Genomic DNA, 24946 nt, shown 5'->3' with positions numbered 1-24946 from the left:
TCGGGCACGGCTGCATTCATGCGCTCACCTCCGGATCGAGCGGCTCAAGGCCGCACCAGTCGGCGATGAACAGCGCGATGGTCTGGGTGACCTTGCGCACCGAATCGAGATCGACAGCCTCGTCGTAACCATGCGGCATGCGGCAGATCGGGCCGTATACGATCGCCGGCGTGTCGGCATAGAGGCCGAAGAAGCGCGCATCCGTCGTCGCCGAGGTGACGTGTTCCGTCAGCGGCTCGCCCCACACGGCGACATGGCTGCGGCGCAGCACGGCTTCCATCTCGTCGGCGCCCTCCAGTACATAGCCCTCGGCCATGAAGCCATTGTAGGTCATCTTGGGCGGGCGATTGGCCAGGAATGGATCGGCACGGGCCGCATCGGCGATGCAGGCTTCGAGCTCGGCCCTGGCATCTTCGAGCTTCTGCCCGGGATAGGTCGCGACCCGCATCTCGAAGACACAACGCGCCGGAACGCTCGATGTCCATTCGCCACCTTCGATCTTGCCGAGATTGAAGCGGATCGGATGCGGGTGATCGCAGAAATGCGGATCATCGACCTTGCGCGCATTCCAGACGATTTCGAGCTGCTTCAGCGCCTGGATGATGACGAAGGCCTTCTCGATGGCATTGGCGCCGGCCGAGAAAGCGCCCGAGGCATGCTGCGGATCGCCGTCGACCTCGACCCTGAACCAGATCGGTCCGACCTGCGCGCGCATCAATCGCGGTTCCAGCGGCTCGGGAATGAAGGCGGCATCGGCGCGGTAGCCGCGCTGCAGGCAGGCAAGCGCGCCATTGCCGGTGCACTCTTCCTCGACCACCGACTGGAGATAAACCTTCGCGGCCGGCTGATAGCCGATCCTGCGCAAGGCGGCCAGCGCGTAGAGACAAGCCGACAGGCCGGCCTTCATGTCGCCGGCGCCGCGGCCGTGCATCCAACCATCCTCGATGGCCGGATCGTAGGGATCGCGCACCCAGCGGTCGCGCGGCCCCGTGGGTACCACGTCGATATGGCCGTTGAGGATCAGCGAGCGGCCGGTGGCGTTTCTCGGCGTGTGGGTGGCAACGACATTGAAGGCGTCATCGTAGGACACCGCCACGGGAGAAAACCCCGGCAGGTCGCGGATCGCATCGACATCGACACGCCACATATCGACTGCATAACCATCGGCCTCATAGGCCGCTGCCATGAAGGATTGCGCCGCGTGCTCCTCGCCGCGTTGGGAGGGAAAGCGCACGAGGTCCGCCAGGAATGCGACTTGCAGCGCGAAGCCGTCATCGACCGCGCGCAAAATGGCTTCGTCGGCAATTCGCTCAGGCATGGATATTCCGCTTTCTCGTGAATGGTGTATCATATCTCATATGCCATTTCGTGGAAAGGCAAGGAGACAGGTCGGGCCAAAACTATGGCCCAACCCGGGAACCTCTTGGCAGGCGGGCTCAGAGTTGGCATCAGCTTCCTGCATGCCGGCGAAACCGCATGGCGAAGATCGAGGATAGATGCTGGTCACCGAAGGCCCATTGCCGGATGAAATCACCGATCTCTCGGCCGGTTACCGGCGCGTGCCGGCCGGCAAGATCGTCAATGCGGTGACATGGATGGAAGCGTGCGCACCGGTGCCGGGTCTCGCCCAACCCCTGGCAATGACCCGGATCACCAAGCCCGACAGTGCCGCCTACCGCACGATCTTCCTTGAGATCGGCGCTCCCTGGCTGTGGGATCGCGCCGCCGAAATGTCGGATGCCGAAGTCGCCGCGCATTTCGCCGACCCGCGCCAGCATCTCTACTACGGCCATGATGAAAGTGGCGGCCATGTCGGCATGGTCGAATTCCGTGTGGCGGACGGCAACGAGATCGAGATCACCTATTTTGGCCTGTTTCCTTCCTTGACCGGCCGGGGTCTCGGCAAGCGGCTGATGGCGGGAGCGCTCGACCAGGCATGGCGCCTCGGCCCCCGCCGCATCTGGCTGCACACCAGCAGCATCGACCATCACAGCGTCATCGGCTTCTACCGAGCTTGCGGGTTCGAACCCTATGCGGCGGGGTTCGAAATCACCGACGATCCCCGGATCAAGGGAACCCTGCCGCGCGATGCGGCCCCGCAAATCCCGTTGATCGAAACGGAATGGGTGCCCGGCGCCAGATGAGATCGTCTTCGCAACCTGCCAGCCTTTCGTCGTCTCACCATCGCCGGTGGGTACGGCGCGAAAGCATCCTGTCGAGGCTGGAGCGGCACATCGACACGCGCATCGTTCTGTTCGCCGCGCCCGCCGGTTTCGGCAAGTCGACGACGATGGCGCAGTGGGCCGCGGAAGTCGCGCGTCTGGGCCGACTAACCGCATGGTTCTCCTGCGAGGCCACGGACAATGACGAAGGCGCCTTCCTGTCGCATCTGGTGGGCGCGTTGCGCCATCTCGTCCAGAACCCGGCCGAACTCGACCTCGCCTTCCAGTCGAGCCCGATCCCGCAGCTCGACGTGGTGCTATCGGCTCTTGTAGCGGGTCTTGCCGCGCGCGACGCCGACATCACCCTGTTCTTCGACGACTACCACGCCATCGAGGCGCCGGTGGTGAAGCGGTTCATGGAGCGCCTGACGAGGCAGGCACCGGCCAACGTCGCTTTCGTCATCGGTTCGCGCAACCTGCCAGACCTGCAACTTGGCAAGCTCAGGGTGCTTGGCGACGTTTTCGAAATCGGCCCGGACGATCTGCGCTTCGCCTCTTCCGAGGCCGAGGCCTTCTTCAACGACAAGCTGGGCCTGAGCGTCAGCAGCGGCACGGTGGAAACCTTGTGTTCACGGACCGAAGGCTGGGCCGCCGGCCTGCAACTCGCCTCGCTTTCACTGAGTGCGGCGCATGCGCCAGAAACCGTCATCGGCAATTTCACCGGCGCCAACCGCAACGTAGCCGACTTCCTGATGGGGGAAGTGTTCCTGGAGCTGCCGCCGGCCCTGGCGAAATTCCTGCTCCACAGTTCAATCTTCGAACGTTTCAGCGCCGAGGCCTGCCGGGCCGTCTTGCGCGCGGTGGATGCCGAGGCCGACATCACCGAAATCGAGACCCGCAACCTGTTCCTGGTGCCGCTCGACGAGGAGCGGCGCTGGTTCCGCTATCATCACCTGTTTCACGACTTCCTCAGCCGCGAAATGGAACGGCGCGAACCGGAGATGATCGCGCCGCTGCACCTGGCCGCCGCCGAATGGTTCGGCGAACGCAAGATGCTCACCGAGGCCATCGGACACGCGCTCGCTGCCGGCGACCAGGCGCGCGCGGCGGTGTTCGTCGAAAATAATGCGCTCGAACTTATCGCCCAGTGCCAGCTGCTGTATGTGCGGCAGTTGCTGGCACTGCTGCCGAGGAAACTGGTCGACCACCGCATCCGGCTGCAACTCATCGTGCTGTGGCTGGCGGTGCACTCAAGCCAGCCCGAGATCGCCCAGCAGACGCTCGCCAATGCGCGCAAGCTCGTCGAAACCGGGCCGGCCGACGGCAAGGATCCCGGTACACTGACCGGCACCACCATCGAGGCCGAGATCGCGGTCCTCGATGCCGCCGTGCACAGCACGCTGGAGCAGTTCGAGGCCGCGCGCGATACCGCGCTGTCCGCCCTGCGCATCATCGCGCCGGACGCCTGGTTCATGGAGGGCGCGACGGCCAACGTCATCGGCTACAACCTTTATGCGCTGGGCGATCTCGAAGGGGCTCGGGCGGCGGCGGACGCCGCGCGCAAGGCGCATGAGCGAAGCGGCAGCCTGCTCGGCGTCACCATCGCCAACTGCTACATGGCCGTCATCGAGCGCTCGGCCGGCCGCCTGCCCGCCGCCGAAAGGCTGCTGCGCAACACGATCATCGAGGCCAGGACGCGCATCGGCGCGAACTCATATGCCGAGGCGCTCGCCGGAACGCTGCTTGCCGAACTCGCCTATGAGACCAACGCATCCGGCGAGGCGCTGACATTGGTCGAGAATCTCGGGCCGCTGATCGAGGGCGCCGCCGTCATCGTCTATCCGCTGGCCAGCGTGCCGACCTATGCCCGCGTGCTGCAGCTGACCGGTCGTGGCGACGCGGCACTCGACATGCTGGAGCGCGTCTACCAGCGTGTGCGCGGTTCCGTTTATCGCCGGCTCGCTTCGGTGCTGGTACATGACCGCATCCGGCTGCTCATCGACCAGAGCCGCGTCGCCGAGGCGCGCGCTCTGCTGACCGAGCATCGCCGCGAAAGCACTGAGACCGCCCCCACTGTCGCCAACGAATTCGAGTTCTTCGCTGAAGGCAGGCTGCTGACGGCGGAGAAATCCCACGCAGCGGCGGCGGCGATTTTTGACGTGTTGCTGGAGCGAACGAAAAGCAGCGGACGCATGCGTCGCCACATACTGGCGCTGATCCTGCGCGCCAGGAGCGCCGGCCACGACCAGCGCGAAGCTGATCGCTATCTCCTCGAAGCGTTGCGCCTTGCCCAACCTTCCGGCTTTATCCGTTCCTTCGTCGACGAGGGCAGGCCCGTCGTGGAAGGGTTGATGCGGCTGCGCGCCGCGCAAGCAAAGACCGAGCCGTCGCTGTCGGCCTATGCAACGCGCATCATCCATGCCGCGCAGACCATGCCTGTGCCGACGCGCAAGCCGGCGGCACCCGCGCCCGAAAAGGAACAGCTCACCCAGCGCGAATCCGAACTGCTGCGCTGCCTGTCGGAAGGCATGTCCAACCGCGATATCGCTGTCGCGCTGTCGGTGAGCGAAACGACGGTGAAATGGCATTTGAAGAACATTTTCGGCAAGCTCTCCGTATCGAACCGCGTCCAGGCCGTGCGCGCCGCGCAGGCGGCCGCCGATCTTCGGCCCCCTTCGAAAGGAGGGGCATAGACATCTGGCGCAACCCCCTCTTTCGGGTCGGGCCATGGTATCGTTAGCCTGCTAGCGTCATCCCGGATTGCAGAGGACGCTGCGCATGGCGACAGGTTACGTTTTTCACGAACAGCTGATGTGGCATGACACCGGCCCCAGCGCCGACATGATGCCTCCCGGCCGTTTCGTGGAACCCGGACGGCATCTGGAATCGCCAGGGTCGAAGCGCCGGCTCAACAACCTGATCCAGGTCAGCGGCCTGGGGCGCCATCTGGTGCCGATCATTCCCGAGCCGGTGACGGTCGAGGACCTGCTGCGCGTGCACACGCAGCGCCACGTCGACGACATCAGGACACTGAGCGAGCGCGGCTCGGGCTTCGCTGGCCCGCAGGCGCCGATCGGCTTCAACAGTTTCGACATCGCCCTCTTGTCCGCCGGCACCACCTATGCGGCAATGCGCGCCGTGCTCACCGGCCGTGTCGACAACGCCTATGCGCTGGCGCGCCCGCCGGGTCACCATGCCGAGCCCGACCAGGCGATGGGCAACTGCCTGTTCTCCAACATCGGCGTCTCCGTGCGCCGGCTGCAGCATGAAGGCCTGCTCGGCCGCGCCGCGATAGTCGACTGGGACGTGCATCACGGCAACGGCACCGAGACGGTGTTTTATTCCGATCCATCGGTGCTGACGATTTCGCTCCACCAGGACAATCTCTACCCGACCGGGCGCGGCGCGCTGGCCGATAATGGCAAAGGTGAAGGTGAAGGCTACAACATCAACATCCCGCTGCCGGCCGGCAGCGGCACCGGCGCCTATGAAGCGACGTTCGACCGCATCGTCGCCCCGGCGCTGCGCGCCTTCAAGCCGGACCTCGTCATCGTGGCTTCCGGTTTCGATGCGTCGGGTTTCGATCCGCTCGGCCGCATGATGCTCAATAGCGAATGTTTCCGGCGCCTTGCCGCGCGCATGGTGGCGCTGGCCGCCGAGACATCGCAAGGACGCCTGATCATGACCCATGAAGGCGGCTATTCCGAAGGCTATGTACCGTTCTGCGGCCATGCCGTCATCGAGACGCTGGCAAATCATCGCACCGAAGTGGTGGATCCCCTGTCGGATCATATCGACGAATGGGCGGGGCAGGACTTACAGCCGCATCAGGCTACGGTGATCGATGCCGCCGAAGGCCTGCTCGCCGGCCTGCGCCAACGCCTTGCCAGTGCTGCCTGACACGATGGATTTTCTGATCACCACGCTCCTCAACGCGCTGACGCTGATCAGTATCCTGATGCTGGTCGGGCTCGGGCTGGCGATCAGCTTCGGCCTGATGAACGTGACCAATCTGGCGCATGGCGAGTTCGTCACGGTCGGCGCCTTCGCGGTCTATTTCGTCCAGAGCATCGGCGGCTCCTTCTGGCTGGGGCTGGCCGCTGCCCCCATCGCCGGCGCGGTGGTCGGCTGCATCCTGGAATTCGCCATCATCCGCCACCTCTACTCGCGGCCGGTCTCGACCGTGCTTGCCACCTGGGGCGTCAGCCTGATCCTGCAGCAAGGGCTGGAACTGACCTTCGGTCTCGGCGCCAAGCCAGTGACGCCGCCGATCGAGGGCACGTTCGACCTCTTCTTCACCGTCTATCCCGCCTACCGGCTGATCCTGATCGCCATCGCCATGCTGACCTTGCTCGGCGTCGTGCTGCTGATCAGCCGGACATCCTTCGGCCTCGACATCCGCACCGTCATCCAGAACCGAGAAATGGCCGAGGGCGTCGGCATCAACACGCGGCGCACCTACGCCATCGCCTTCACCTTCGGCGCGGCCATTGCCGGGCTCGCCGGCGGGCTGGTCGCGCCGCTGGCGATCGTGCTGCCGCAGATGGGCGTCAACTATCTCGCCAATGCCTTCTTCGTCGTCATTGTCGGCGGTGTCGGTTCGATCGGCGGCCTCGTCGCCGGCAGCGTCTTCGTCGGCGGGCTGACCAGCGTGCTCAACTACCAGATCTCGCCGTCGCTGGCGCAAGCGATCGTGCTGCTCGCAGCCATTGTCGCCGTACGGCTGCGACCCAACGGCCTGTTCAACGGAGCGTCGCGATGATCGCGCGGGATCGCAACTGGCTGCTGGTCTTCGCCATCTGCGCTGCATTCGCCGCCATCTATCCTTTCTTCGCCGACGGCTACCAGCTGACAGTGATCCGCGACGCACTGATCTTCGGCCTGTTTGCAGCCAGCCTCGACTTCTTCTGGGGCCGCACTGGCATCCTGTGTTTCGGCCACGCCGCCTTCTTCGGCATCGGTGGCTACGTCATGGCGCTGATCACACTCAATGACGCCATCCTCTTCGGCAGCCTGTTGGGAATCATGAGCGCGGTGGCCGGTGCCGCCTTCGTCGCCGCCATCATCGGCTACTTCCTGTTCTTCGGCGGCATCCGCGGCAGCTATTTCACCATCGTCACGCTCGCCATGGGCGTCATCTGTCAGCAGGCCGCGATCTCCTGGAGTTCGGTCACCGGCGGCGACAGCGGCCTGATCGGCATCCCGCCGATCGAATTCGATCTTGGCGGGATGCATGTCGATCTCAGCCAGGACCTGCCTTCCTACATCTTTGTCGCATGCATCGTCGCGGTGGTCGTGCTGGCGCTGTGGTCGATCAGCCGTGGCCGCTGGGGCACGGTGCTGACCGCCATCCAGGACAATGAGGTCCGGGCTGCCGCGCTCGGACACAACGCACCCTTGCGGCTGCTCGTCACCTTCGTCCTGTCGGCCGCGATCGCCGGGCTCGCCGGCGCGCTTTATGTCTGCATGGCCGGGCTGGTGGCCCCCGATCTGTCCGGCCTGCTTCTGTCGACCGAAGTCATCGTCTGGGTGGCGGTCGGCGGACGCGGCACGCTGCTCGGCCCGGTGCTGGGCGCCATCGCCATCCAGCGTGCGCAGCAGACAATCAGCAGCTTCAATCCGAGCCTGTGGCCGTTGCTGCTCGGCTGCGTCTTCGTCATCATCGTCTTCGTGCTGCCGGACGGCATCCTGTCGATCTACGCGCGGCTGAAGAGCCTGTTCAAAGGCAGGAGGCAGGCGCAATGAGCGACGTGCTGCTCCAGGCCGAGAATGTCGGCATCCGCTTTGGCGGACTGCAAGCGCTGGAAGACTTGAACCTGACGGTGCGCGACAAGGAACTCTGCTGCATCATCGGGCCGAACGGCGCCGGCAAGAGCACTTTCCTCAACGTGCTGACCGGCACGCTTCGGCCGACCAGCGGCAGCGTGCGCTTCCTCGGCCACGACATTGCCGGCCTGCCGCTGCATCGCATCGCCCGGCTCGGGATCGCGCGAAAATTCCAGATCCCGTCGGTTTTTCCGAGCCTCTCGGTCGAAGACAATCTGAAGGTGGCACGTTGGGGTGCGCCCTCGCCGGTCCGACCGGTCGGCGAATTGCTGGAGCTGGTGGCACTCACCAACCGAGCCGCCACCCTGGCCGGCGAACTGGCGCATGGCCAGAAGCAATGGCTGGAGATCGGCATGGCGCTGGCGATCGAACCACGGCTGCTGCTGCTCGACGAGCCGACGGCTGGAATGACACCACAGGAAACGATGGCGACCGCGCAGATGCTGCTGCGACTCAAGGGCGAGTTCTCGATTGTCGCCGTCGAGCACGACATCCGATTCGTGCGGGCGCTGAACTGCGAAACGCTGGTGCTGCACCAGGGGCGCCGGCTGCGCAGCGGTCCCTTCCACGACATCGAGGCCGACGAAATGGTCCGCGACGTCTATCTGGGGAGGCGCTGACCATGTTGCGGACATTTGCCGTTTCGGCCGGCTACGGCCCGCTCCCGGTGCTGAACGGCATCGACCTCAGCGTGGCGCCGGGCGAGGTCGTCGGCCTGCTCGGCCGCAACGGGGCCGGCAAGACGACGCTGCTGCGCGTCATCGCCGGTGCTTTGAGGGCCAGCGGCGGCGCCGTGGTTCTCGGCGACCAGGATCTTACCAATGCAGCGGCCTTTCGCCGTGCGCGGGCGGGCATCGCGCATGTGCCGCAAGGCCGAGGCATCTTCAACCAACTCACTGTGCGGCAGAACCTGGAAGTCGGCACGCGTGCCGCCCGTGATCGCGGCGACGGCGGCATCCCGACCGACATCTTCGGCTATTTTCCGATCCTGCGCGAACGCGAGGCACAGATCGCGGGCACGCTCTCGGGCGGCCAGCAGCAGATGCTGGCGATCGGCCGCGCGCTCTGCGGCCTGCCGTCGGTGCTGCTGCTCGACGAACCCTCGGAAGGCATCCAGCCGAACATCGTGCAGTCGATCGCCGAACTGGTGCCGCGGATCGCCCGCGAGCGAGGCATCGCGATCGTTCTGGTCGAGCAGAATCTCGATCTCGTTCTCAAAGCGGCGGACCGCTGCCTGGTGATGGAGAAGGGCAGGATCGTGCATGAAGGCACGCCGGAGGCGTTCGCCGACGAGAGCCTGCTGAAGGATTTGTTGGCCCTATGAGGCGCGGCTGAAGCGCGCCTGGGACCTGTTGGCTTTGCAAGGCGTGCATGGGGCGCGCCTGGACTGGAAGGGAACACAAGAATGATAAGCAGAAGAACGATCCTGAAATCCGGCGGCGCTGCCGCCGCCTTCGCCATGGTCGGCGCGCCATCGATCCTGCGCGCCGCCGACACCGTCAAGGTCGGCCTGTCGATCCCGATCACCGGCCTGCAGGCAATCCTCGGCGAGACGCTGCTCAATTGCTACAAGCTCGCCGCCGCCGAACTCAACGCCGCCAACGGCATCGGCGGCCGCCAGGTCGAACTGTTCATCGAGGACAACCAGACCACGACCAAGGGCGCCATCGACAAGGCACGCAAGCTCCTCAATGAGGACAAGGTCGACGTCATCATGGGCACGATCATCTCGCCCGAGCGCAGTGCGACGCTGTCGGTGACGTCGAAGGCCAAGAAGCTGTTCTTCTACCCGACCAATTTCGAGGGCGGCGAGTGCAACCGCTACTTCGTCGCGACCGGCCCGATCCCGATGCAGCAGGTCGACCCGATGATGCCGTGGGTAGCCGAGAACCTCGGCAAGACCATCTACATCATGGCCTCGGACTACGCCTGGCCGCAGAAGATGACCGAGGCGATCACGGCTGCCTACGAGAAGGCCGGCGGCAAGATCATCGGCGCCGACTACTATCCGTTCGGCACCACGGATTTCGGCCCGGCCTTCCAGAAGATCAAGTCGCTGAAGCCCGATGTCGTCTGGTCGATGGTGGTCGGCAACGACGCTGTCACCCAGCTCAAGCAGTATCGCAGCTTCGACATCAAGCAGCCGCTGATCGCGCCGCTCGATGAGGTCTTCAACAAGGACGCGCTGCCGCCCGGCGTCGCCGCCGGCACCTACGCGCCGCAGCCGTACTGGATGGCGCTCGACAATCCGGTCAACAAGAAGTTCATATCGAGCTTCCGCGAAAAATTCGGCCAGGAAAAGATGGTCAACGGCATCGGCGAGGCCGGCTATAACGGCCTGCATCTCTATGCGCTGGCCGCCGAGAAGGCCGGATCGCTGAAGGACGACGATGTGCTCAAGGCGCTGCCGACCATCGAGTTCGACGCGCCGCAAGGCAAGATCCGCGTCGATGCCTCCAACAACCACACGCTCTGCCATTCCTATGTCGGCAAGGCGGCGGCCGACGGCATCAGCTACGAGATCGTCAAGGATTTCGGCAACATCGCGCCGGTCACGCCCTACTGCAAGGTGTAGGCCCTCGCACCCAACCAATCCTGACGGCGGCGTTGCCGCCGCCGTCAGGGCTTCTGTGGCGCCGGCAGCCGCTCGCGCAGTTCGTCGACAAGCACCCTGGTATTTTCGGAATAGTCGATGGGCACGACGACGAGATGCACGCCACCGCCGGCAAAGGCCTGCTCCAGCGCCGGCCGCAATTGGGCGATCTCGCCGACCCTGGTTCCCCTGGCGCCATAGGCCTCGGCGTATTTGACGAAATCAGGGTTGCCGAAGGTCATGCCGAAATCCGGGAACTCGTCGACCGCCTGCTTCCAGCGGATCATGCCATAGGCATGGTCTTCGAGCAGCAGGACGACAAGGTTTAGCTTGAGCCGGACAGCGGTCTCCAGTTCCTGGCTGTTCATCATGAAGCCACCGTCGCCGCAAATGGCCATGACGCGGCGTTGGGGATAGAGCAGTGCCGCCATCATCGCCGACGGCAAGCCGGCGCCCATGGTGGCCAGCGCATTGTCGAGCAGCAGCGTGTTTGCCATGCGCGTGCGGTAATTGCGCGCGAACCAGATCTTGTACATGCCGTTGTCGAGAGCGAGGATCCCGTCCGCCGGCATCACGGCGCGCACGTCATGCACGATGCGTTGCGGCGTGAAGCGGTCCTCGGTGGCGCGCGCGGCGATGCGGCTCAAAATGCCTTCACGCAGCGGCAGCAAGGCCTGTGCATTGGGGATCTTGCCTTCGACGCGGTCGGCCAGCAGCGCCAGAGAGGGGCCAAGGTCGCCGACGATCTCGGCCTGCGGGAAATAGACCTGCTCGACATCGGCTGAGTGATAGCCGACATGGATCACCTTCGGGCCGTTGGTGCCCATGATGAAGGGCGGTTTCTCGACCGTATCGTGGCCGATGGTGATGATCAGATCGGCCTGTTCTATGGCCTCGTGCACGTAGTCGCGCTCCGAGAGCGCCGCCGTCCCCATATAGAGTTCGGTGCCGCCAGGCACGGTCCCCTTGCCCATCTGTGTGGTGAAATAGGGTATCTGTGTGCGCAGCACGAACTGAGCGATATCCGGGGTCACGCGCGGGCGCGACGCTGCCGCGCCGAACATCAACAGCGGACGCTTCGCCTCCATGATCATCCGGGCAGCCCGATCCAGCGCGTCCGCGCCGGCAATGGGCAGGTCGACCGGATGCGTCGGCACCAGCGCGACCGGATCGCACTGGGCCGCCGCTATGTCTTCCGGCAATTCCAGATGCACCGGACCTGGACGCTCCTCCTGCGCGACGCGGAAGGCCTCACGCACCAGCGAGGGGATCATCTTGGGCGAGACGATCTGGCGCGACAGCTTGGTCAGCGGCTTCATCGCAGCGACGATATCGACGATCTGGAAGCGCGCCTGCCGCGATGACAGGATGCCCTTCTGGCCGGTGATCATGATCATCGGCATCGCGCCGAGCAGCGCATAGGCCGCGCCGGTCGTCAGATTGAGCGCGCCGGGGCCAAGCGTGGTGATGCACACGCCCGGCTTGCCGGTGAGCCTGCCGTAGGTAGCAGCCATGAAGGCCGCCGCCTGCTCGTGGCGGGTCAGGATCAACTGGATCGACGAGCGGCGGATGGATTCGACGATATCCAGGTTCTCCTCGCCCGGAATGCCGAAAATCCGCTCGACCCCTTCGTTTTCGAGGGCCGCCACGAACAGATCCGAACCCTTGGTCATGAATCGTCTCTCCTGCAATGCGCACATTCCGTCAGCCACCTTCATATGGCACCGGAACGCGACGCCTCAAAGACCTGAAGCGTGCACTCATTTTGCAGAAGAGACCGAATCCGCGTCTTGCAGGTCAAAGCCGCGTTGAGCAGGCCGCCTTGGGCGATGCAAAGAGCTGCGCCGGCGCGGACCATTGGCTGGCCGGCGCGCCGCGCGTGCCGGTGATCAGCGAGCGCAGTTCCGACAGATAGGTCTGCACGAAGAAGGAGGTCTGGCTTTCCAGCGGCGTATAGGGGCCCGGCCGGTAGGCGCGCGACAGGATGCCGTCGGCATTGTCCTCGGTGATCTTCTTGTCCTGCACCGTGGTCACGTCCCACATCCAGCTGATGGCGTCGGCGTCGACGTCCTGATCGGCGTCCTTGTCGACGAGCCAGGTCAGGATGACGTCGGTCTCCATGGCGCTGCGCGGTATCATCTGAAACAGGGTGACATAGTCGTTGGCAGCACTGGCGAAGGACAGCCGTCCGAGGCGGAAGCCGCTTTCGCCGCCATCATAGGCACTGCGGCCGCCCATCAGGCACGAAACCCCCTCGCCCGTATTGGACAAGGTGTTGCGGCCCGAGCCGATCGGCTTGCGGTGCATGGCGAACGGCATGGTGTCGAGGTCGCCCGGCTGCCATGCGCCCTTGTGGAATTCGGCATCGCCGATGACGCTGTGCCAGGCCTCGATTTCATTCTGCCACTCGACCGCCTTGTCGGCGTCGCGGGTCGCGGTGACTTTGACATGGCCGTTGACGCGGTAGTATTCGGGATGCGCCGGCCGGCAATGGTAGCATTCGAGGAAGTTCTCGAGCACCAGCTTCCAGTTCGCCTTGGTCAGGTAGTTCTTGCGGGCGACAATGCGCGCCCGGTCAAGGCCGTTTTCGCACAACCCATCCGTCAGCCCCGCCGCGACAGGCTCGATGTCGGGCAAGGAATTGGCGTCCAGGCCACAGAACACCAGGCCGCCGAAACATTTCGAGGGCACGCGATGCAGCCCGAGCGCCTCCGGGTCCACGCTTGGCGGAAGATCCTGCCGCGACTGCAGTTCGCCGGTCAGCCTGAACGACCAGGCGTGATAGGGACAGACCAGAAGCTTGCCGCGGCCATCCTTGGTGCAGAGCCGCGAGCCACGATGGGTGCAGACGTTGTAATAGGCCGCGATGTCTTCCTCGCCGTCACCGAAGCGCACGACGATGATCTCCTCGTCGAAGAGCTGACGCACGATGTAGCGCCCTTTCTCGGGCACTTCGCTGGCGTGGGCGACAAGCACCCATTGGCGCGGGAACCACAGATCCCGCTCCAGCGCGAAGATAGCCGGATCCGTATAGAAAGCCTGTTCCAGGGACCAGTCCTGACGCTGCCGGTCAATCAGGCGGACAATCTCGTTTCGATCGATGGGCTGGCTGTTCGGTGTGTTGGCCTGCACGGCGAACACCTTTCTGCACGCTGGCGTTAGGATGATGTTTCGATAGAGTTTGCGATGCCGAAAAGCTTGCCGCAAATACAGAAATGGTAGACCTTCATATCGAAAAGGCATGAAGACAGGACCGGGCCGAATCGTGAAAACCCTCAAGACGTCACTTCCGCTTCTGAACGCCATGGTCGCCTTCGAGGCGGCCGCGCGGCATGGCGGCCTGACACCCGCCGCGCAGGAACTCAACATCGCGCAATCCGCGGTCAGCCGCCACGTCGCCAATCTCGAGAGGCAACTTTCGGTCGAACTGTTCACGCGTCAGGGCAACCGCGTCGCCATTACCGGAGCCGGCATGGCGCTGGCCGAAGCGATCCGCGAAGGGCTAACGACCATCAGGCAAGCGGTGGAGGAGTTGACCGAGCACGACAGCGACACATTCGTCGTCGGCTGCAGCCATGATCTGGCGCAAGCGTGGCTGATGCCCCGCTTCGGCCTGATCACTTCGCTTGTCGCCGATGGCCGCGTGCTGCTGCAGACATCCAACGACTACAGGGATTTCGACCAGCCTGAAGTGGCACTGTCGATCCGCTTCGGCGAACCCGAACAATGGCCTGATCTTGTTGCCGAAAAGCTGTTCGACGGGGAATGGTATCCTGTCTGCGCGCCCGCTTTCCTGGCCCGGCATCCGGCGCTTGCGACGGAAGAGCCGGAGGCTTTCCTTGACGTGCCGCTGCTGCATCAGGCGACGCCGCCCAGGGCGATCGACAGCTGGCAATCGTGGATCGGAACCGACCGCAAGCTCGAAGGGCCCAGGTTCACGAGCTATATGTCGATGATACACGAGACCATCGCCGGGCGCGGCGCGGCACTGGCCTGGGCCGGCTTCGCCGACGAGCAGCTTCGCCGCGGCCAGCTCATCCGTTTGACCAAGGCCTCGCGTCGCCACGCCGGCTCCTTCCACATCGTGATCCGGAAGAATGCCGGTCCGCTGGTCAGGTCGGTGGCGCAGGCACTGCTTGGCAGCGTCGGCACCACCTGAGGGATCAGGCTTCGCGGCCAAACCTTGAGGCGTCGTGACGCGCGCCCCAGGCCGGCATGGCGGCCTCGACCTCGGCTTCCGACTTGAAGGCATCGGAGGCGTAACGGTCGACGCGGAAGCGTCCGGGCGACACGAACGGGGTCTGGCCGAGGGCGAGTTCGCAGGCGAGCCGGCCAAGGCCCGGGCCATGGGTGACGCCGCTCTCATTGTCGCCGCCGGCGATCACGACATTGTCGCTGCCCGGGACCTTGCCGACCACGAGGCTGTTGTCGGGCGTGTAGCACGGCACGCCTTGCGCCCAACTCGCGATCTTCGAACCGCGCAGCGGCGGGAAGATCGTCTGCAATTCCGCAAGCTCTTGTTCGGACGTCGCCTGCATCAGTTCCAGATTGTGCGGCTGACCGGGTTCGATGTCGCTGTCGGCCGTTTTGTAGAGAGGTTGATAGTGCCGGCCGGTGCCCCACATGACGGCGCCGAATGTTTCGCGCAGCCACAGCCGCAACTCGCGACACTGGACTGTCGGGATGGTCGACGGCAACCCCCTGTTGTCTGTGACGATGCGCGTCGCGACGACCCGCAGCAGCGGCAGCTGCCAGCCAAGTCCTGCGATCACCTGGTTGTTCCAGGCGCCGGCGGCAACGATCGCGCCATCGGCCTCAATGCTGCCCTGATCGGTTTCGATCGTTACCCGGTCGCCCGCATCCTGGATGGCGGTGACGCGCGTCCCTTTGCGGAAGACGCCGCCAAGCTCGCGGATCTGGCGGGTGATCACCTTCATCGCCAGGGTAGTATCCATCTGGATGCCGTGCGGGTTGTAAGCCGCCGAATGGACGCGCGCCGGATCGACCAGGCCCTGCATCTTCTGGCCGATCTGCACGGCGTTCAGATCCTGCATTTCCGGCGGCGCGTAGGGAGAGTCCAGCACCGGACGCACGAAGCGCTCGCGTCCATCCTCGGTCAGCGCCATGATCAAGGTGCCGTTCGGCCGGTAGCCGATCTCGACGCCGACCTCGTGCAGCCGGCGATAGAAATCGAGCCCGTACTGCTGAAGCTGAAAACCTTCCTCGCCGAGCGGGATCATGCCTGCGGACCAGTGGGAGACGAAACCCGCACCGGCGCCAGTGGTCGCCGCGCCCGGCTGACCCGCATCGATGATGGTCACCTGGCGCACGCCGGACCGCAGCAGATGCACGGCCGCGCTGCAGCCGATGATGCCACCGCCGATCACGGCGATATGTCGGTTGCTGCCTCCGGCGTGGTTGCCGTTTGTGCTCATCTCTTCTGTTCTCCCTTCACTGATGGCCGGTCCCGCCGGCGGGGCCGATATGTCTTTCCAGCCACCACAGGATGCGCGCGGCGCTGTCGATGTATTCGGGGTAACCGCGCAGGCTGTGCCCAGCCTTCGGATAGATGACGAGAGCGCTCGGCGCTCCGGATCTCAGGGCCGCGAAATGGCATTCCTCGGCCTGTCCCGGCGGTGTGCTCTTGTCGATGGCGCCGGCCATGATCAGCGACGGCACGATCTTCTTCTGCTTGTGGAAGGCGGGGCTGCGCGAAAAATACTCGCCGCCGGATTGCCACGGCGACGTCGTCAGCATGATCTCGTCAAATTCAGGGATTTGCGACGTGCGGTGCTGGCTATACCAGTCGCCAACCGGGGAGATCGGCACCGCCGCGGCGAAGCGGTCGCTCTGCGAGGGCAGCCAGGCTGACATGAAGCCGCCATAGCTGGTGCCGGTTACGGCGACGCGCGTGGCATCGACCAGGCCGCGCGCTACCAGCGCGTCGACCCCGCTGATGATGTCCCGCGCGTCGGCGCCGCCCATGTCGCCCTTGACCGCACGGGCAAAGTCGTCGCCGCGCCCGGTGCTGCCACGCGGGTTCGGGAACAGGATCGTCCAGCCACGGCTGGCAAGAATGGCGCCGGCGCGGGAACGGCCAAGCCAGCGGTTGCGGTGCGCCGAAACCGGCCCGCCATGAACGTCCACCAGGAGCGGCGTCGGGGTCGTCGCGCCAGACGGCCGCACCAACCAGCCCTGGATCGTCAGCCCGTCCGGCGCACTCCATTCGAAAGGTTCGACCGCGCCGCAGGCGGCCATCGCCTTGGCAGCACCGGGCGCGGCCAGCGAGGCCAGTTCAACAATGGAGCCATCCATCTCTTCGGCCAGGAACGGCGCGCACGACCAGGATTCGGCGATGAACAGCGAGCCCCTGTCTCCAATCGGGTGAGACGCGGGCACCCACTCGCCATGGGTGAGTTCGCGCGACGCCCAATGTTGCGTCGCGACCGCATGGTCGAGGGAGAAATCGCCGCTCACGGTTTCTGGACCACCAGCGCCGGCAAAATGGATGACCGTTGCCGAACGCCATTCGACCGATGTCACATCGATGCCCGGCGTGTCGGCAATTACAACCGCGCCGGTTTTCAAATCGAGGATGGAAAGCAGGCCCGCGACCAGCCCGCGATCGCTGCAGAATGCCTGGACGAAGGCGACCTTGTCTCCGCCCGGACCGCCCCTGACGCAGCCGATCTGGTCCTTTGGCGTATGTATCGTCCGCGCGGAGCCCGAGCCGGCGTCGACCAGCGCCAGGTGCGCCCTATACCAGCTGCCCTCGCTGTGATCGTCGCTGACCAGGGCGGCAATGCTGTCATTGCCCGACCAGCTCGCTTCCCAGACATTCAGCGGCGGGGCGGTGAGCGGGCGGGCGGCACCTTCGAGATCCCAGATCCATATGCGGCGCCAAAGGTCCTCGCCCTCACCCAGCCGAACCTCGGGCAGCCAGGCGACGGCTTCCGCTTGTTGTTTCTGGGCATAGCCGCCGTGGATACCGGCAAGGTCGGCGGCGGTTCCGGCAACCACCAGAAGAAGTTTCTTGCCATCCGGCGACCAGTCGAGCTGCTCGATGCGCCCTTGCAGGGCGGCGCTCGCGACAACGGCACTGTCGGACCATATCTCGATCAGGTCCGTCGCGGGACCGTCACCCTGGCAGGCGAACGCCAGCAGCGACCCGTCAGGCGACAAACGGATCTGCCGCGCTTCCTTTTCGCTCAGCCGTTGGAGCGGACCGCCACCGCGTGCGACCTGGTAGAGCCTGCTCGCAGGTCCATCCTCGATCGCTCCTTCGAAACTCTGGCCGATGAAATGGAGTTGTCCCGCGCCATGATGGCCGCAAAGCGAGCGGCCGCCGAAGACGTGGCCGGGGGCGCCCAGAAGATCGCTGTAGAAGCCGTGGACGGCTTCGAATTCCACCGAGGAGCGAAAATCCCGTTGCATCGGATACCCTCATAATCATGCGTTGCTGACACCACCACACGGAGCCGCGCCGCACTATCCTGATGGCAACGACGGCGACCATACAGGCTCAATCGGAGCTGTCTAGACACATGTGTCTGTGGCCTGATAGTTGATGGGCACTGCATCTGGATCATGCGACCCGAACGCTGATTGATCCGGCATTCCGAGATTTTGGTACTGCCGAGAGAGCGAGGAAAAAGTGACCGTTTCGAATGCCGCCCGGGCAATTTTTGACAGTGAAATCATTTGGGACGCGCATTCCGGCTTCATGCCGGATCCGGCGGCGGACCTGAACAATCTGCAGATCTGGCGCGATGCCGGCATCGACTATCTGTCGATCGACGTCGGCTTCGATCTGTTGCCCTGGGAGCAGACTGTCAGGACGCTGGCGAATTTCCGCCACTGGATCCTTTCCAATTCCAAGCACTACACTCTGGTCTCCTCGGTCACGGAAATCCGCAAGGCCAAGGCCGAGGGCAAACTCGCGATCACCTTCGACATAGAGGGCATGAACGCGCTCGACGGCCGCATCGAGATGGTGGAGTTCTACCACCAGCTCGGCGTGCGCCAGATCCTGTTTGCGTACAACAGGAACAATCTGGCCGGCGGCGGTTGCCACGATGTCGAGACCAGCCTGACAGCGTTCGGCCGCGAGGTCATCGACGAGATGAACCGTCTCGGCATGTTTGTCGACGTCACGCATACCGGCTACCGCACTTCAATGGAGGTCATGGAGTATTCCAACCGGCCGGTCATCTTCTCGCACTCCAACCCCAAGGCGCTTTGCGGCCACGGCCGCAACATCACCGACGATCAGATCAAGGCCTGCGCGCGCACCGGCGGCATTGTCGCGATTGTCGGGCTCAATCGTTTCCTCGGCGAAGGCCGGACGGATTCGGAGAGGCTGGCCGACCACATCGAATATCTCGTCGATCTGATCGGCCCGCGCCATGTCGGCATCGGGCTGGACTACGCTTTCCCGGTAGACGTCAAGGGCATCGACCGCATCATCTCCGACAACCCGCAATTCTGGCCCAAGAGCGAATATCCGGAAGGCGCTACGACCTACTCGGCCCCTGGCCAGATGCGCGAACTGGCCGAAGTCCTGCTGCGTCGTGGCCAATCGGAGCAGGCAGTGCGCGACGTCATGGGCGGCAATTTCATGCGGCTGGCGACCGAGATCTGGAAGTAGTCGAGAACGCGGGCCGCGCTTCAGCTTTTGATCCAGCTTCCGCCGACCGGCGGGCCAGCTCGCCCGGAGGGCGGGTCGATCGCATTTCGACCCCCGCCGGAGTGCCGGCAGGGGCGGATCGGATATCGGGATTTTGCGCAAGACCGGCCATATCCAAGATTCGAACATGCCAGCAAAATTTTCGCTAGACATACATGTCTATCCCTAGCAGTTTTAGCCGACCGATAAATTCGGCGCGGTTCAAAAAAGCCAGCAGATCAAGCACGACAATTAAAACAGCAGAGGGGTAGAGCATGTCCATTTTTACCGACACCAGGGTTTCGCGACGCGGCCTGCTGGCTGGAGCCGGAGCCTTTGGTCTTGCCTCGATGGTCAATCCGAAAATCTCCTGGTCGGCCGATGGCCCGATCCTGAAGGTGCGCTCATACTCCGACATCCAGACGCTCGACCCCTGCTTCCGGCTGGCCGCGCCCGAAGGCGATATCACCAGCGTCATTTTCGCCGGGCTCGTCGTCACCACGCCTGGCGAGAGCTGGGGCTGGCGGCCGATGGCGGCCGAGACGATCACGCAGCTCGACCCGCTGACGGTCGCCTTCAAACTGCGCGACAATATCGGCTTCACCGACGGCTATGGCCAGATGACCGCGGAAGACGTCAAATTCTCGATCGAGCGCATCGCCGACCCGGCCAACAAGAGCCCCTATTCAGGCGACTGGGCGACGCTCAAGGAAGTCGAGGTCAAGGACAAGCTCTCTGGCATCATCCATCTCAAGCAGGCATTCGCGCCGCTGTGGACATCCACCTTGCCGACGCCGTCCGGGACCATCCTGTCCAAGAAAGCCATCACCGAACTCGGCGGCAAGTTGGGCGTCAAGCCGGTTGCGCAGTCGGGCCCCTACATACTGAAGGAATGGCTGCCCAAGCAGCGCACGGTGCTGGTGCGCAACCCTGACTGGAAGTACGAGCCGGGCGGCTTTGCCGAAATCCACATCCATCCGATCGAGGACGAGAAGACAGGCGAACTCGGCTACGAGGCCGGCGATCTCGACTACACCTGGACCGCGGTCTCCTCGATCTCGCGGCTGAAACAGACGCCGCCGCCGAAGACCAAGGTCGTCGAGAAGCCGTCGCTGGCCTTCGTCTGGCTGGGCATGAACCAGGATGTCGCGCCGTTCAACAATCCGAACATGCGCCGCGCGGTGCAATATGCCGTGGACCGCAAGGCGGTCGTCGATGCGGCCTATTTCGGCGCGGCCGCCACCGCAACCGGCATCATCGCGCCCGGCCTGCCCGGCCACCGCGAGAAGAACCTCTTCGACTACGATCCGGACCGCGCCCGCGACATGATCGCCAAGGAGGGGCTCGCCGGCACCACGATCACGCTCGACATCCTTAACAAGACCGAGCGCCTGACCGCCGCTCAAGTGGTCCAGTCGAACCTGCAGGATGTCGGCCTCAACGTCGAGATCAAGCAGAACGACAGCGGCACCTTCTGGACGCTCGGCGCCAAGGAAGGCGACTACTGGAAGAAGCTGCAGATGATCATCAGCCGCTTCTCCATGCAGCCGGATCCAAGCTGGGCCACCGCGTGGTTCACACGCGACCAGATCGGCGTCTGGAACTGGGAGCGTTTCTCCAGCGAGGAATTCGACAAGCTCAATGCCGAGGGCATGGTCGAACTCGATCCGGCCAAGCGCGATGTCATCTACAAGAAGCTGCAGGACCTGATGGAGGAAAACGGCAACTACGTCTTCCTCACCCACGAAGTCACCGGCGTCATGTATCGCGACTCGGTCGTGGCCGGCCTGAAGCCGAACGGTGAACCAGTGTTCACCGATTTCAAACCGGCATGACATCGACCCGCGGGGGCCTGCCCCCGCCGGAGACGTTCCGACGGGTAATGACATGATCCGCTACGCCCTCAAGCGCCTGTGGCTGGGCGCCATCATCATCAGCTTCGCGCTGATGATGATGTTCGCCATGGTTTACCTCATCCCCGGCGACCCGGCCTCGGTCGCGCTGGGACCACGCGCGACGCCGGAGATGAAGGAGGCGTTGCGCGAGCGCATGGGCCTGGATCAGCCCGTCTGGCGGCAATTCGCGAACTTCTATGGATCAGCCTTGCATGGCGATCTCGGCACGGAAGTCTTGTCCGACCGGCCGGTGCTCAACGTGGTGATGGAGCAACTGCCGTTCACGCTGGCGCTCATCATCGGCGGCATCACCTGGTCGGTGGCGCTCGGCATTCCGCTCGGCTGCATCGCGGCGGTGCGGCGCGGCGGCTTCGTCGACCAAGTGATCGGCGTATTGTCGGTGGCGATGATCGCGGTGCCGTCCTTCGTCGTCGCCATCTATTCGCTACTGGTCTTTGCCGTTGCCCTGCAATGGCTGCCGGCAATCGGTGCCGGCGACCCCGGAAACCTCGCCAGCCAGCTTCAGCATCTCATCCTGCCGTCGTTGGCGGTCGGGCTAGGCTGGATCGGCTATATCTCGCGCATGGTGCGCGCCTCGATGCTGGAGACGCTCGAGGCCAGCCATATCCGCACGGCACGCGCCTTCGGCCTGCCGGAACACCGCATCATCTACACCTACGCGCTGCGCATCGCCGTGCTGCCGACCATCACCCTGCTCGGCGTCGGCATCGGCCACATGCTGTCGTCTTCGGTCTTCGCCGAAATCGTCTTTGCCCGCCCTGGCATCGGCAAGCTGGTCTATGAAGCGATTTCGGTGCGCAACTACCCCATCGTCTCCGGAGCCGTGCTGGTCACCACGGTCTTCTTCGTCCTCGTCAACGTAGTGGCAGACATACTGGTCGGCCTATTGGATCCCCGTGTCAGATCAAGTTTCAACTGAGCTGTCCTTTCGCGGCAGCCGCCTCGGCGGCGTGTGGCGCACCGTGCGCCGCATCATGCGCGAGCCGCTCGGCGCCATCGGCCTGACGCTGGTGGCGGTGGTGGTGCTTTCGGCTGTGTTCGCCGGTGTCCTGACCAGCTATACGCCGAGCAAGATTTCGCCGGCCGAGCGCTTCGCCTCGCCCAGCCTTATGCACTTGCTCGGCACCGACCATCTCGGCCGCGATCTCTTCACCCGGGTTCTCTACGGCGGACGCGTCGCGCTGATGATCGCGCTGGGTTCAACCCTGGTGTCGCTGATTGTCGGCGTGGTGCTGGGCCTGATCGCCGGCTATGGCCCACGATGGCTCGACAATGTGCTGCTGCTTATCTTCGACGCGGTGAAGAGTTTCCCGACCGTCATGCTGGCGCTGACGCTGGTCACCCTGTTCGGCCCTTCGCTCTACGCGGTGGTGCTGGTGGTGATGCTGGTCAACGTACCGGGCTATGCGCGCATCATCCGCACCCAGACGCTGGTGCTCAAATCCGCCGAACATGTCATGGCGGCCCGCTCGATGGGCGCAAGCGCCAGCCGCATCCTGCGCGTCCATATCCTGCCCAACATCATTGGCCCAATCCTGATCCTGGTGTCGATGGACATCCCCGTGGTGGTGGCGATCGAGGCCGGCATGAGCTTCCTCGGGCTTGGCGTGCGGCCGCCGACACCGAGTTGGGGCGCAATCCTCAATGACGGCTTCGCCAACATCCGAGATTCCTACTGGATCGTGATCGCCGGCGGCCTGCCGATCGTGCTGACCACACTCGGCTTCACCTTCTTCGGCGAGACCTTGCGCGATCTCTTTGATCCCCGGCTGAAGGGACGGTCATGACGGTTCTCGCGGTCAAGAATCTCAGCGTTGCCTTCCACACCGAGAACGGCCGGCTGGAGGCGCTGAAAGACGTCAGCTTTTCCGTACCCTCCAACCGCAGCGTCGGCGTGGTCGGCGAATCCGGCTGCGGGAAGTCGACGCTGATCAACGCCATACTCGGCCTGCTCGCCGATAATGGCGAGATCTCGTCGGGCGAGATCGTCTTCGAGGGCGACAAGGACCTCACCCGACTTGACCCGACCGCGATGCGCGGGCTGCGTGGCCGCAGGATCGCCACCGTGTTCCAGGATCCGATGGGCGCGCTCAATCCCGTGCTTTCGGTGGGACGGCAGATGCGTGATATCCAGTATCGCTCAGGCCTGTCGAAGCGGGACAAGGACGCGCGCTCTGTCGCCATGCTGCGCAAGGTCCGCATTCCCGATCCGGAAAGCCGGCTGGCGCAGTTTCCGCACGAATTCTCCGGCGGCATGAAGCAACGCATCGCCATCGCCATGGCGCTGATGATGGAGCCGGCGCTGCTGATTGCCGACGAGCCGACCACCGCGCTCGACGCGACGTTGGAGGTGGCCACCATCGAGTTGCTCAAGGACCTGCAGCGCGATATCGGCTGCTCGGTGCTTTTCATCTCGCATCACCTGGGGGTTATCGCCGAACTCTGCGACGAGATGATCGTCATGTACGCCGGCGAAGTGGTGGAGAGCGGCACGACCCGCGAGATCTTCCATGATGCGCGTCATCCCTATACGCAAAAGCTGCTCGCCTGCGATCCGGCGCGGCTGTCGCACCGGGTCGCCCGCCTGCCGACCATCGCTGGAACCTTGCCGGACCTGCGCCGGCGGCCGAGCGGCTGCGTCTTCCAACCGCGTTGCGACCGCGCCGATGCGCAATGCCTGACGACGCCTCCGAACGCTCCACTTGGCGGATCTCATATTGCCCGATGCTGGCACGCGTACGTTCCCCTGGGGGTGATGAGCGCATGAGCTCCGATGACCTGCTCCGCGTCAGCGATTTACGCGTCTCGTTCCGGGTTGGCGGGCTGACCGCCAGGCTGGCTGGCCGCGCCACGGAGATCGAGGCGGTTTCCGGTGTCAGCTTCAACCTGCAGCGCGGGACCACTTTCGCGCTGGTAGGCGAATCCGGCTCTGGCAAGACCACTCTCGCACGCACGATCAATGGTCTTCAGCCCGTCAAATCAGGCACGATCCTGTTCGAAGGACAGGAGTTGCAAGGTCTTTCCAACGCCGAGATGAAGCCGGTGCGGCGGCGCATGCCGATGATGTTCCAGGATCCGATCGGGTCGCTGTCGCCACGGCTCAGCGTGCGATCGCTGCTGTCGGAGCCCTTCGTCATCCATGGGCTCTCCAACCGTGATCTCAACGCCGAGGTCACACGGCTTCTGACGCTGGTCGGGCTGCCGCGCGAGTTCGCCGACCGCTATCCGCACCAGTTGTCCGGCGGCCAGGCACGCCGCGTCGGCGTCGCGCGGGCGATCGCGCTCGATCCGGTGCTGGTGGTTGCCGACGAGCCGACGGCCGGCCTCGATGTTTCCGTACAGGGTGAGGTGCTGAACCTGCTCAACGATCTGCGCGACCGCATGGGCCTGTCGATGCTGATCATCACCCACAATCTGCATGTGGTGCGCCAGATCGCCGACCGCATGGCGGTGATGTATCTCGGCCGCTTTGTCGAACAGGGCGAGACCGAAGCGATCTTCCGCGCGCCGCATCATCCCTATACGGCGGCACTTCTATCGGCCAATCCGGAGCCCGATCCCGACAGGATGCACCAGCGCATCACGCTGCCGGCGGACGTGCCGTCGCTGCTGGCGCGGCCCAAGGGCTGTGAGTTCCATACACGCTGCCCGCAAGCACAAGACCGTTGCGCGGTCGATGCCCCTATCCCGGCCGCTGTAGGCGACAGCCGTCTGACCTGCCATTTCCCGCTGAACACATAAGGACAGCTCTCGGCACAAATATTGGCCGGGGCGTCGAGAGGAG

The 24946-nt window shown here is 64.4% G+C and carries 20 protein-coding genes; 15 read left to right on the top strand and 5 right to left on the bottom strand.

Annotated features, from left to right (window positions below; translation table 11 throughout):
• Positions 1–16: 16 nt before the first annotated feature.
• The gene (locus tag AC1VON_RS14040; protein WP_483123578.1) at positions 17–1318 is read right to left on the bottom strand and encodes an ArgE/DapE family deacylase; all 1302 of its coding nucleotides are present in this window, start codon (positions 1316–1318) and stop codon (positions 17–19) included.
• 178 nt (positions 1319–1496) lie between these two features.
• On the opposite strand from AC1VON_RS14040, the gene AC1VON_RS14035 reads away from it, so the two are divergent.
• From AC1VON_RS14035 to AC1VON_RS14000, 8 genes are all read left to right on the top strand, one after another.
• Positions 1497–2144 (top strand): GNAT family N-acetyltransferase, encoded by a 648-nt coding sequence (locus AC1VON_RS14035; RefSeq protein WP_483123575.1) that lies wholly within the window; start codon positions 1497–1499, stop codon positions 2142–2144.
• The gene (locus AC1VON_RS14030; RefSeq protein ID WP_483123570.1) at positions 2141–4855 is read left to right on the top strand and encodes a winged helix-turn-helix domain-containing protein; all 2715 of its coding nucleotides are present in this window, start codon (positions 2141–2143) and stop codon (positions 4853–4855) included. The genes AC1VON_RS14035 and AC1VON_RS14030 overlap by 4 nt, the downstream gene beginning before the upstream one ends.
• An 85-nt stretch (positions 4856–4940) precedes the next feature.
• Positions 4941–6062, top strand: a complete 1122-nt coding sequence (locus AC1VON_RS14025) for a class II histone deacetylase (protein WP_483123565.1) — start codon at positions 4941–4943, stop codon at positions 6060–6062.
• Positions 6007–6924 carry an urea ABC transporter permease subunit UrtB gene (gene urtB / locus AC1VON_RS14020; protein WP_483123561.1) on the top strand — a complete coding sequence of 306 codons (918 nt, stop codon included), beginning with the start codon at positions 6007–6009 and terminating at the stop codon, positions 6922–6924. The genes AC1VON_RS14025 and urtB overlap by 56 nt, the downstream gene beginning before the upstream one ends.
• Positions 6921–7907: a branched-chain amino acid ABC transporter permease gene (locus tag AC1VON_RS14015; RefSeq protein ID WP_483123558.1), complete on the top strand. Its 987-nt coding sequence runs from the start codon at positions 6921–6923 to the stop codon at positions 7905–7907. Before urtB ends, AC1VON_RS14015 begins: the two co-directional genes overlap by 4 nt.
• Positions 7904–8608 carry an ATP-binding cassette domain-containing protein gene (locus tag AC1VON_RS14010; protein ID WP_172351597.1) on the top strand — a complete coding sequence of 235 codons (705 nt, stop codon included), beginning with the start codon at positions 7904–7906 and terminating at the stop codon, positions 8606–8608. The genes AC1VON_RS14015 and AC1VON_RS14010 overlap by 4 nt, the downstream gene beginning before the upstream one ends.
• 2 nt (positions 8609–8610) lie before the next feature.
• A complete protein-coding gene (locus tag AC1VON_RS14005) occupies positions 8611–9312 on the top strand; it encodes an ABC transporter ATP-binding protein (RefSeq protein WP_483123551.1) in 702 nt (233 codons plus the stop codon).
• Positions 9313–9393: 81 nt separating this feature from the next.
• Positions 9394–10563, top strand: a complete 1170-nt coding sequence (locus AC1VON_RS14000) for a substrate-binding protein (RefSeq protein ID WP_483123548.1) — start codon at positions 9394–9396, stop codon at positions 10561–10563.
• A 44-nt stretch (positions 10564–10607) separates the two neighbouring features.
• On the opposite strand, the gene AC1VON_RS13995 is transcribed toward AC1VON_RS14000, so the two are convergent.
• Together AC1VON_RS13995 and AC1VON_RS13990 are read right to left on the bottom strand one after the other, a co-directional pair.
• On the bottom strand, positions 10608–12254 hold the full coding sequence (locus tag AC1VON_RS13995; protein WP_140769366.1) for an acetolactate synthase large subunit: 1647 nt from the start codon (positions 12252–12254) through the stop codon (positions 10608–10610).
• 124 nt (positions 12255–12378) lie between these two features.
• The gene (locus AC1VON_RS13990) at positions 12379–13713 is read right to left on the bottom strand and encodes an aromatic ring-hydroxylating oxygenase subunit alpha (RefSeq protein ID WP_483123542.1); all 1335 of its coding nucleotides are present in this window, start codon (positions 13711–13713) and stop codon (positions 12379–12381) included.
• Between the two features lie 133 nt (positions 13714–13846).
• Here AC1VON_RS13990 and AC1VON_RS13985 point away from each other — a divergent pair, with 133 nt between their 5' ends.
• The gene (locus AC1VON_RS13985) at positions 13847–14740 is read left to right on the top strand and encodes a LysR family transcriptional regulator (RefSeq protein ID WP_483123539.1); all 894 of its coding nucleotides are present in this window, start codon (positions 13847–13849) and stop codon (positions 14738–14740) included.
• Positions 14741–14744: 4 nt separating this feature from the next.
• Here AC1VON_RS13985 and AC1VON_RS13980 read toward each other — a convergent pair whose 3' ends face one another.
• On the bottom strand, positions 14745–16016 hold the full coding sequence (locus tag AC1VON_RS13980; RefSeq protein ID WP_483123537.1) for an NAD(P)/FAD-dependent oxidoreductase: 1272 nt from the start codon (positions 16014–16016) through the stop codon (positions 14745–14747).
• A gap of 16 nt (positions 16017–16032) precedes the next feature.
• Complete coding sequence (locus AC1VON_RS13975) at positions 16033–18015, bottom strand: alpha/beta hydrolase family protein (RefSeq protein ID WP_483123535.1); 1983 nt, start codon at positions 18013–18015, stop codon at positions 16033–16035.
• Between the two features lie 220 nt (positions 18016–18235).
• On the opposite strand from AC1VON_RS13975, the gene AC1VON_RS13970 reads away from it, so the two are divergent.
• From AC1VON_RS13970 to AC1VON_RS13945, 6 genes are all read left to right on the top strand, one after another.
• Entirely contained in the window at positions 18236–19228 is a 993-nt protein-coding gene (locus tag AC1VON_RS13970) for a dipeptidase (protein ID WP_172351605.1), read from the top strand.
• Positions 19229–19521: 293 nt separating this feature from the next.
• The gene (locus AC1VON_RS13965; protein ID WP_483123529.1) at positions 19522–21081 is read left to right on the top strand and encodes an ABC transporter substrate-binding protein; all 1560 of its coding nucleotides are present in this window, start codon (positions 19522–19524) and stop codon (positions 21079–21081) included.
• Between the two features lie 52 nt (positions 21082–21133).
• A complete protein-coding gene (locus tag AC1VON_RS13960) occupies positions 21134–22081 on the top strand; it encodes an ABC transporter permease (RefSeq protein ID WP_172351607.1) in 948 nt (315 codons plus the stop codon).
• Positions 22059–22949, top strand: a complete 891-nt coding sequence (locus AC1VON_RS13955) for an ABC transporter permease (RefSeq protein WP_246740731.1) — start codon at positions 22059–22061, stop codon at positions 22947–22949. Before AC1VON_RS13960 ends, AC1VON_RS13955 begins: the two co-directional genes overlap by 23 nt.
• A complete protein-coding gene (locus AC1VON_RS13950) occupies positions 22946–23929 on the top strand; it encodes an ABC transporter ATP-binding protein (protein WP_483123525.1) in 984 nt (327 codons plus the stop codon). The genes AC1VON_RS13955 and AC1VON_RS13950 overlap by 4 nt, the downstream gene beginning before the upstream one ends.
• Positions 23926–24903, top strand: a complete 978-nt coding sequence (locus tag AC1VON_RS13945) for an ABC transporter ATP-binding protein (protein ID WP_483123523.1) — start codon at positions 23926–23928, stop codon at positions 24901–24903. The genes AC1VON_RS13950 and AC1VON_RS13945 overlap by 4 nt, the downstream gene beginning before the upstream one ends.
• The last annotated feature ends 43 nt before the right edge of the window (positions 24904–24946 follow it).

It is taken from the genome of Mesorhizobium sp. HAY1-8B, from assembly GCF_056868045.1.
Note: the sequence above shows the minus strand (reverse complement) of the source record. Positions and strands in the feature narration are given on the sequence as shown.

What these genes read in the sequence shown, in the direction of transcription:
- urtB (WP_483123561.1), top strand. Translation starts at nt 6,007, where the DNA reads ATGCCGCCGAAGGCCTGCTCGCCGGCCTGCGCCAACGCCTTGCCAGTG.
- AC1VON_RS14015 (WP_483123558.1), top strand. Translation starts at nt 6,921, where the DNA reads ATGATCGCGCGGGATCGCAACTGGCTGCTGGTCTTCGCCATCTGCGCT.
- AC1VON_RS14000 (WP_483123548.1), top strand. Translation starts at nt 9,394, where the DNA reads ATGATAAGCAGAAGAACGATCCTGAAATCCGGCGGCGCTGCCGCCGCC.
- AC1VON_RS13980 (WP_483123537.1), bottom strand. Translation starts at nt 16,016, where the DNA reads ATGAGCACAAACGGCAACCACGCCGGAGGCAGCAACCGACATATCGCC.
- AC1VON_RS13960 (WP_172351607.1), top strand. Translation starts at nt 21,134, where the DNA reads ATGATCCGCTACGCCCTCAAGCGCCTGTGGCTGGGCGCCATCATCATC.
- AC1VON_RS13950 (WP_483123525.1), top strand. Translation starts at nt 22,946, where the DNA reads ATGACGGTTCTCGCGGTCAAGAATCTCAGCGTTGCCTTCCACACCGAG.
- AC1VON_RS14025 (WP_483123565.1), top strand. Translation starts at nt 4,941, where the DNA reads ATGGCGACAGGTTACGTTTTTCACGAACAGCTGATGTGGCATGACACC.
- AC1VON_RS13965 (WP_483123529.1), top strand. Translation starts at nt 19,522, where the DNA reads ATGTCCATTTTTACCGACACCAGGGTTTCGCGACGCGGCCTGCTGGCT.
- AC1VON_RS14035 (WP_483123575.1), top strand. Translation starts at nt 1,497, where the DNA reads ATGCTGGTCACCGAAGGCCCATTGCCGGATGAAATCACCGATCTCTCG.
- AC1VON_RS14030 (WP_483123570.1), top strand. Translation starts at nt 2,141, where the DNA reads ATGAGATCGTCTTCGCAACCTGCCAGCCTTTCGTCGTCTCACCATCGC.
- AC1VON_RS14040 (WP_483123578.1), bottom strand. Translation starts at nt 1,318, where the DNA reads ATGCCTGAGCGAATTGCCGACGAAGCCATTTTGCGCGCGGTCGATGAC.
- AC1VON_RS14005 (WP_483123551.1), top strand. Translation starts at nt 8,611, where the DNA reads ATGTTGCGGACATTTGCCGTTTCGGCCGGCTACGGCCCGCTCCCGGTG.
- AC1VON_RS14010 (WP_172351597.1), top strand. Translation starts at nt 7,904, where the DNA reads ATGAGCGACGTGCTGCTCCAGGCCGAGAATGTCGGCATCCGCTTTGGC.
- AC1VON_RS13995 (WP_140769366.1), bottom strand. Translation starts at nt 12,254, where the DNA reads ATGACCAAGGGTTCGGATCTGTTCGTGGCGGCCCTCGAAAACGAAGGG.
- AC1VON_RS13945 (WP_483123523.1), top strand. Translation starts at nt 23,926, where the DNA reads ATGAGCTCCGATGACCTGCTCCGCGTCAGCGATTTACGCGTCTCGTTC.
- AC1VON_RS13975 (WP_483123535.1), bottom strand. Translation starts at nt 18,015, where the DNA reads ATGCAACGGGATTTTCGCTCCTCGGTGGAATTCGAAGCCGTCCACGGC.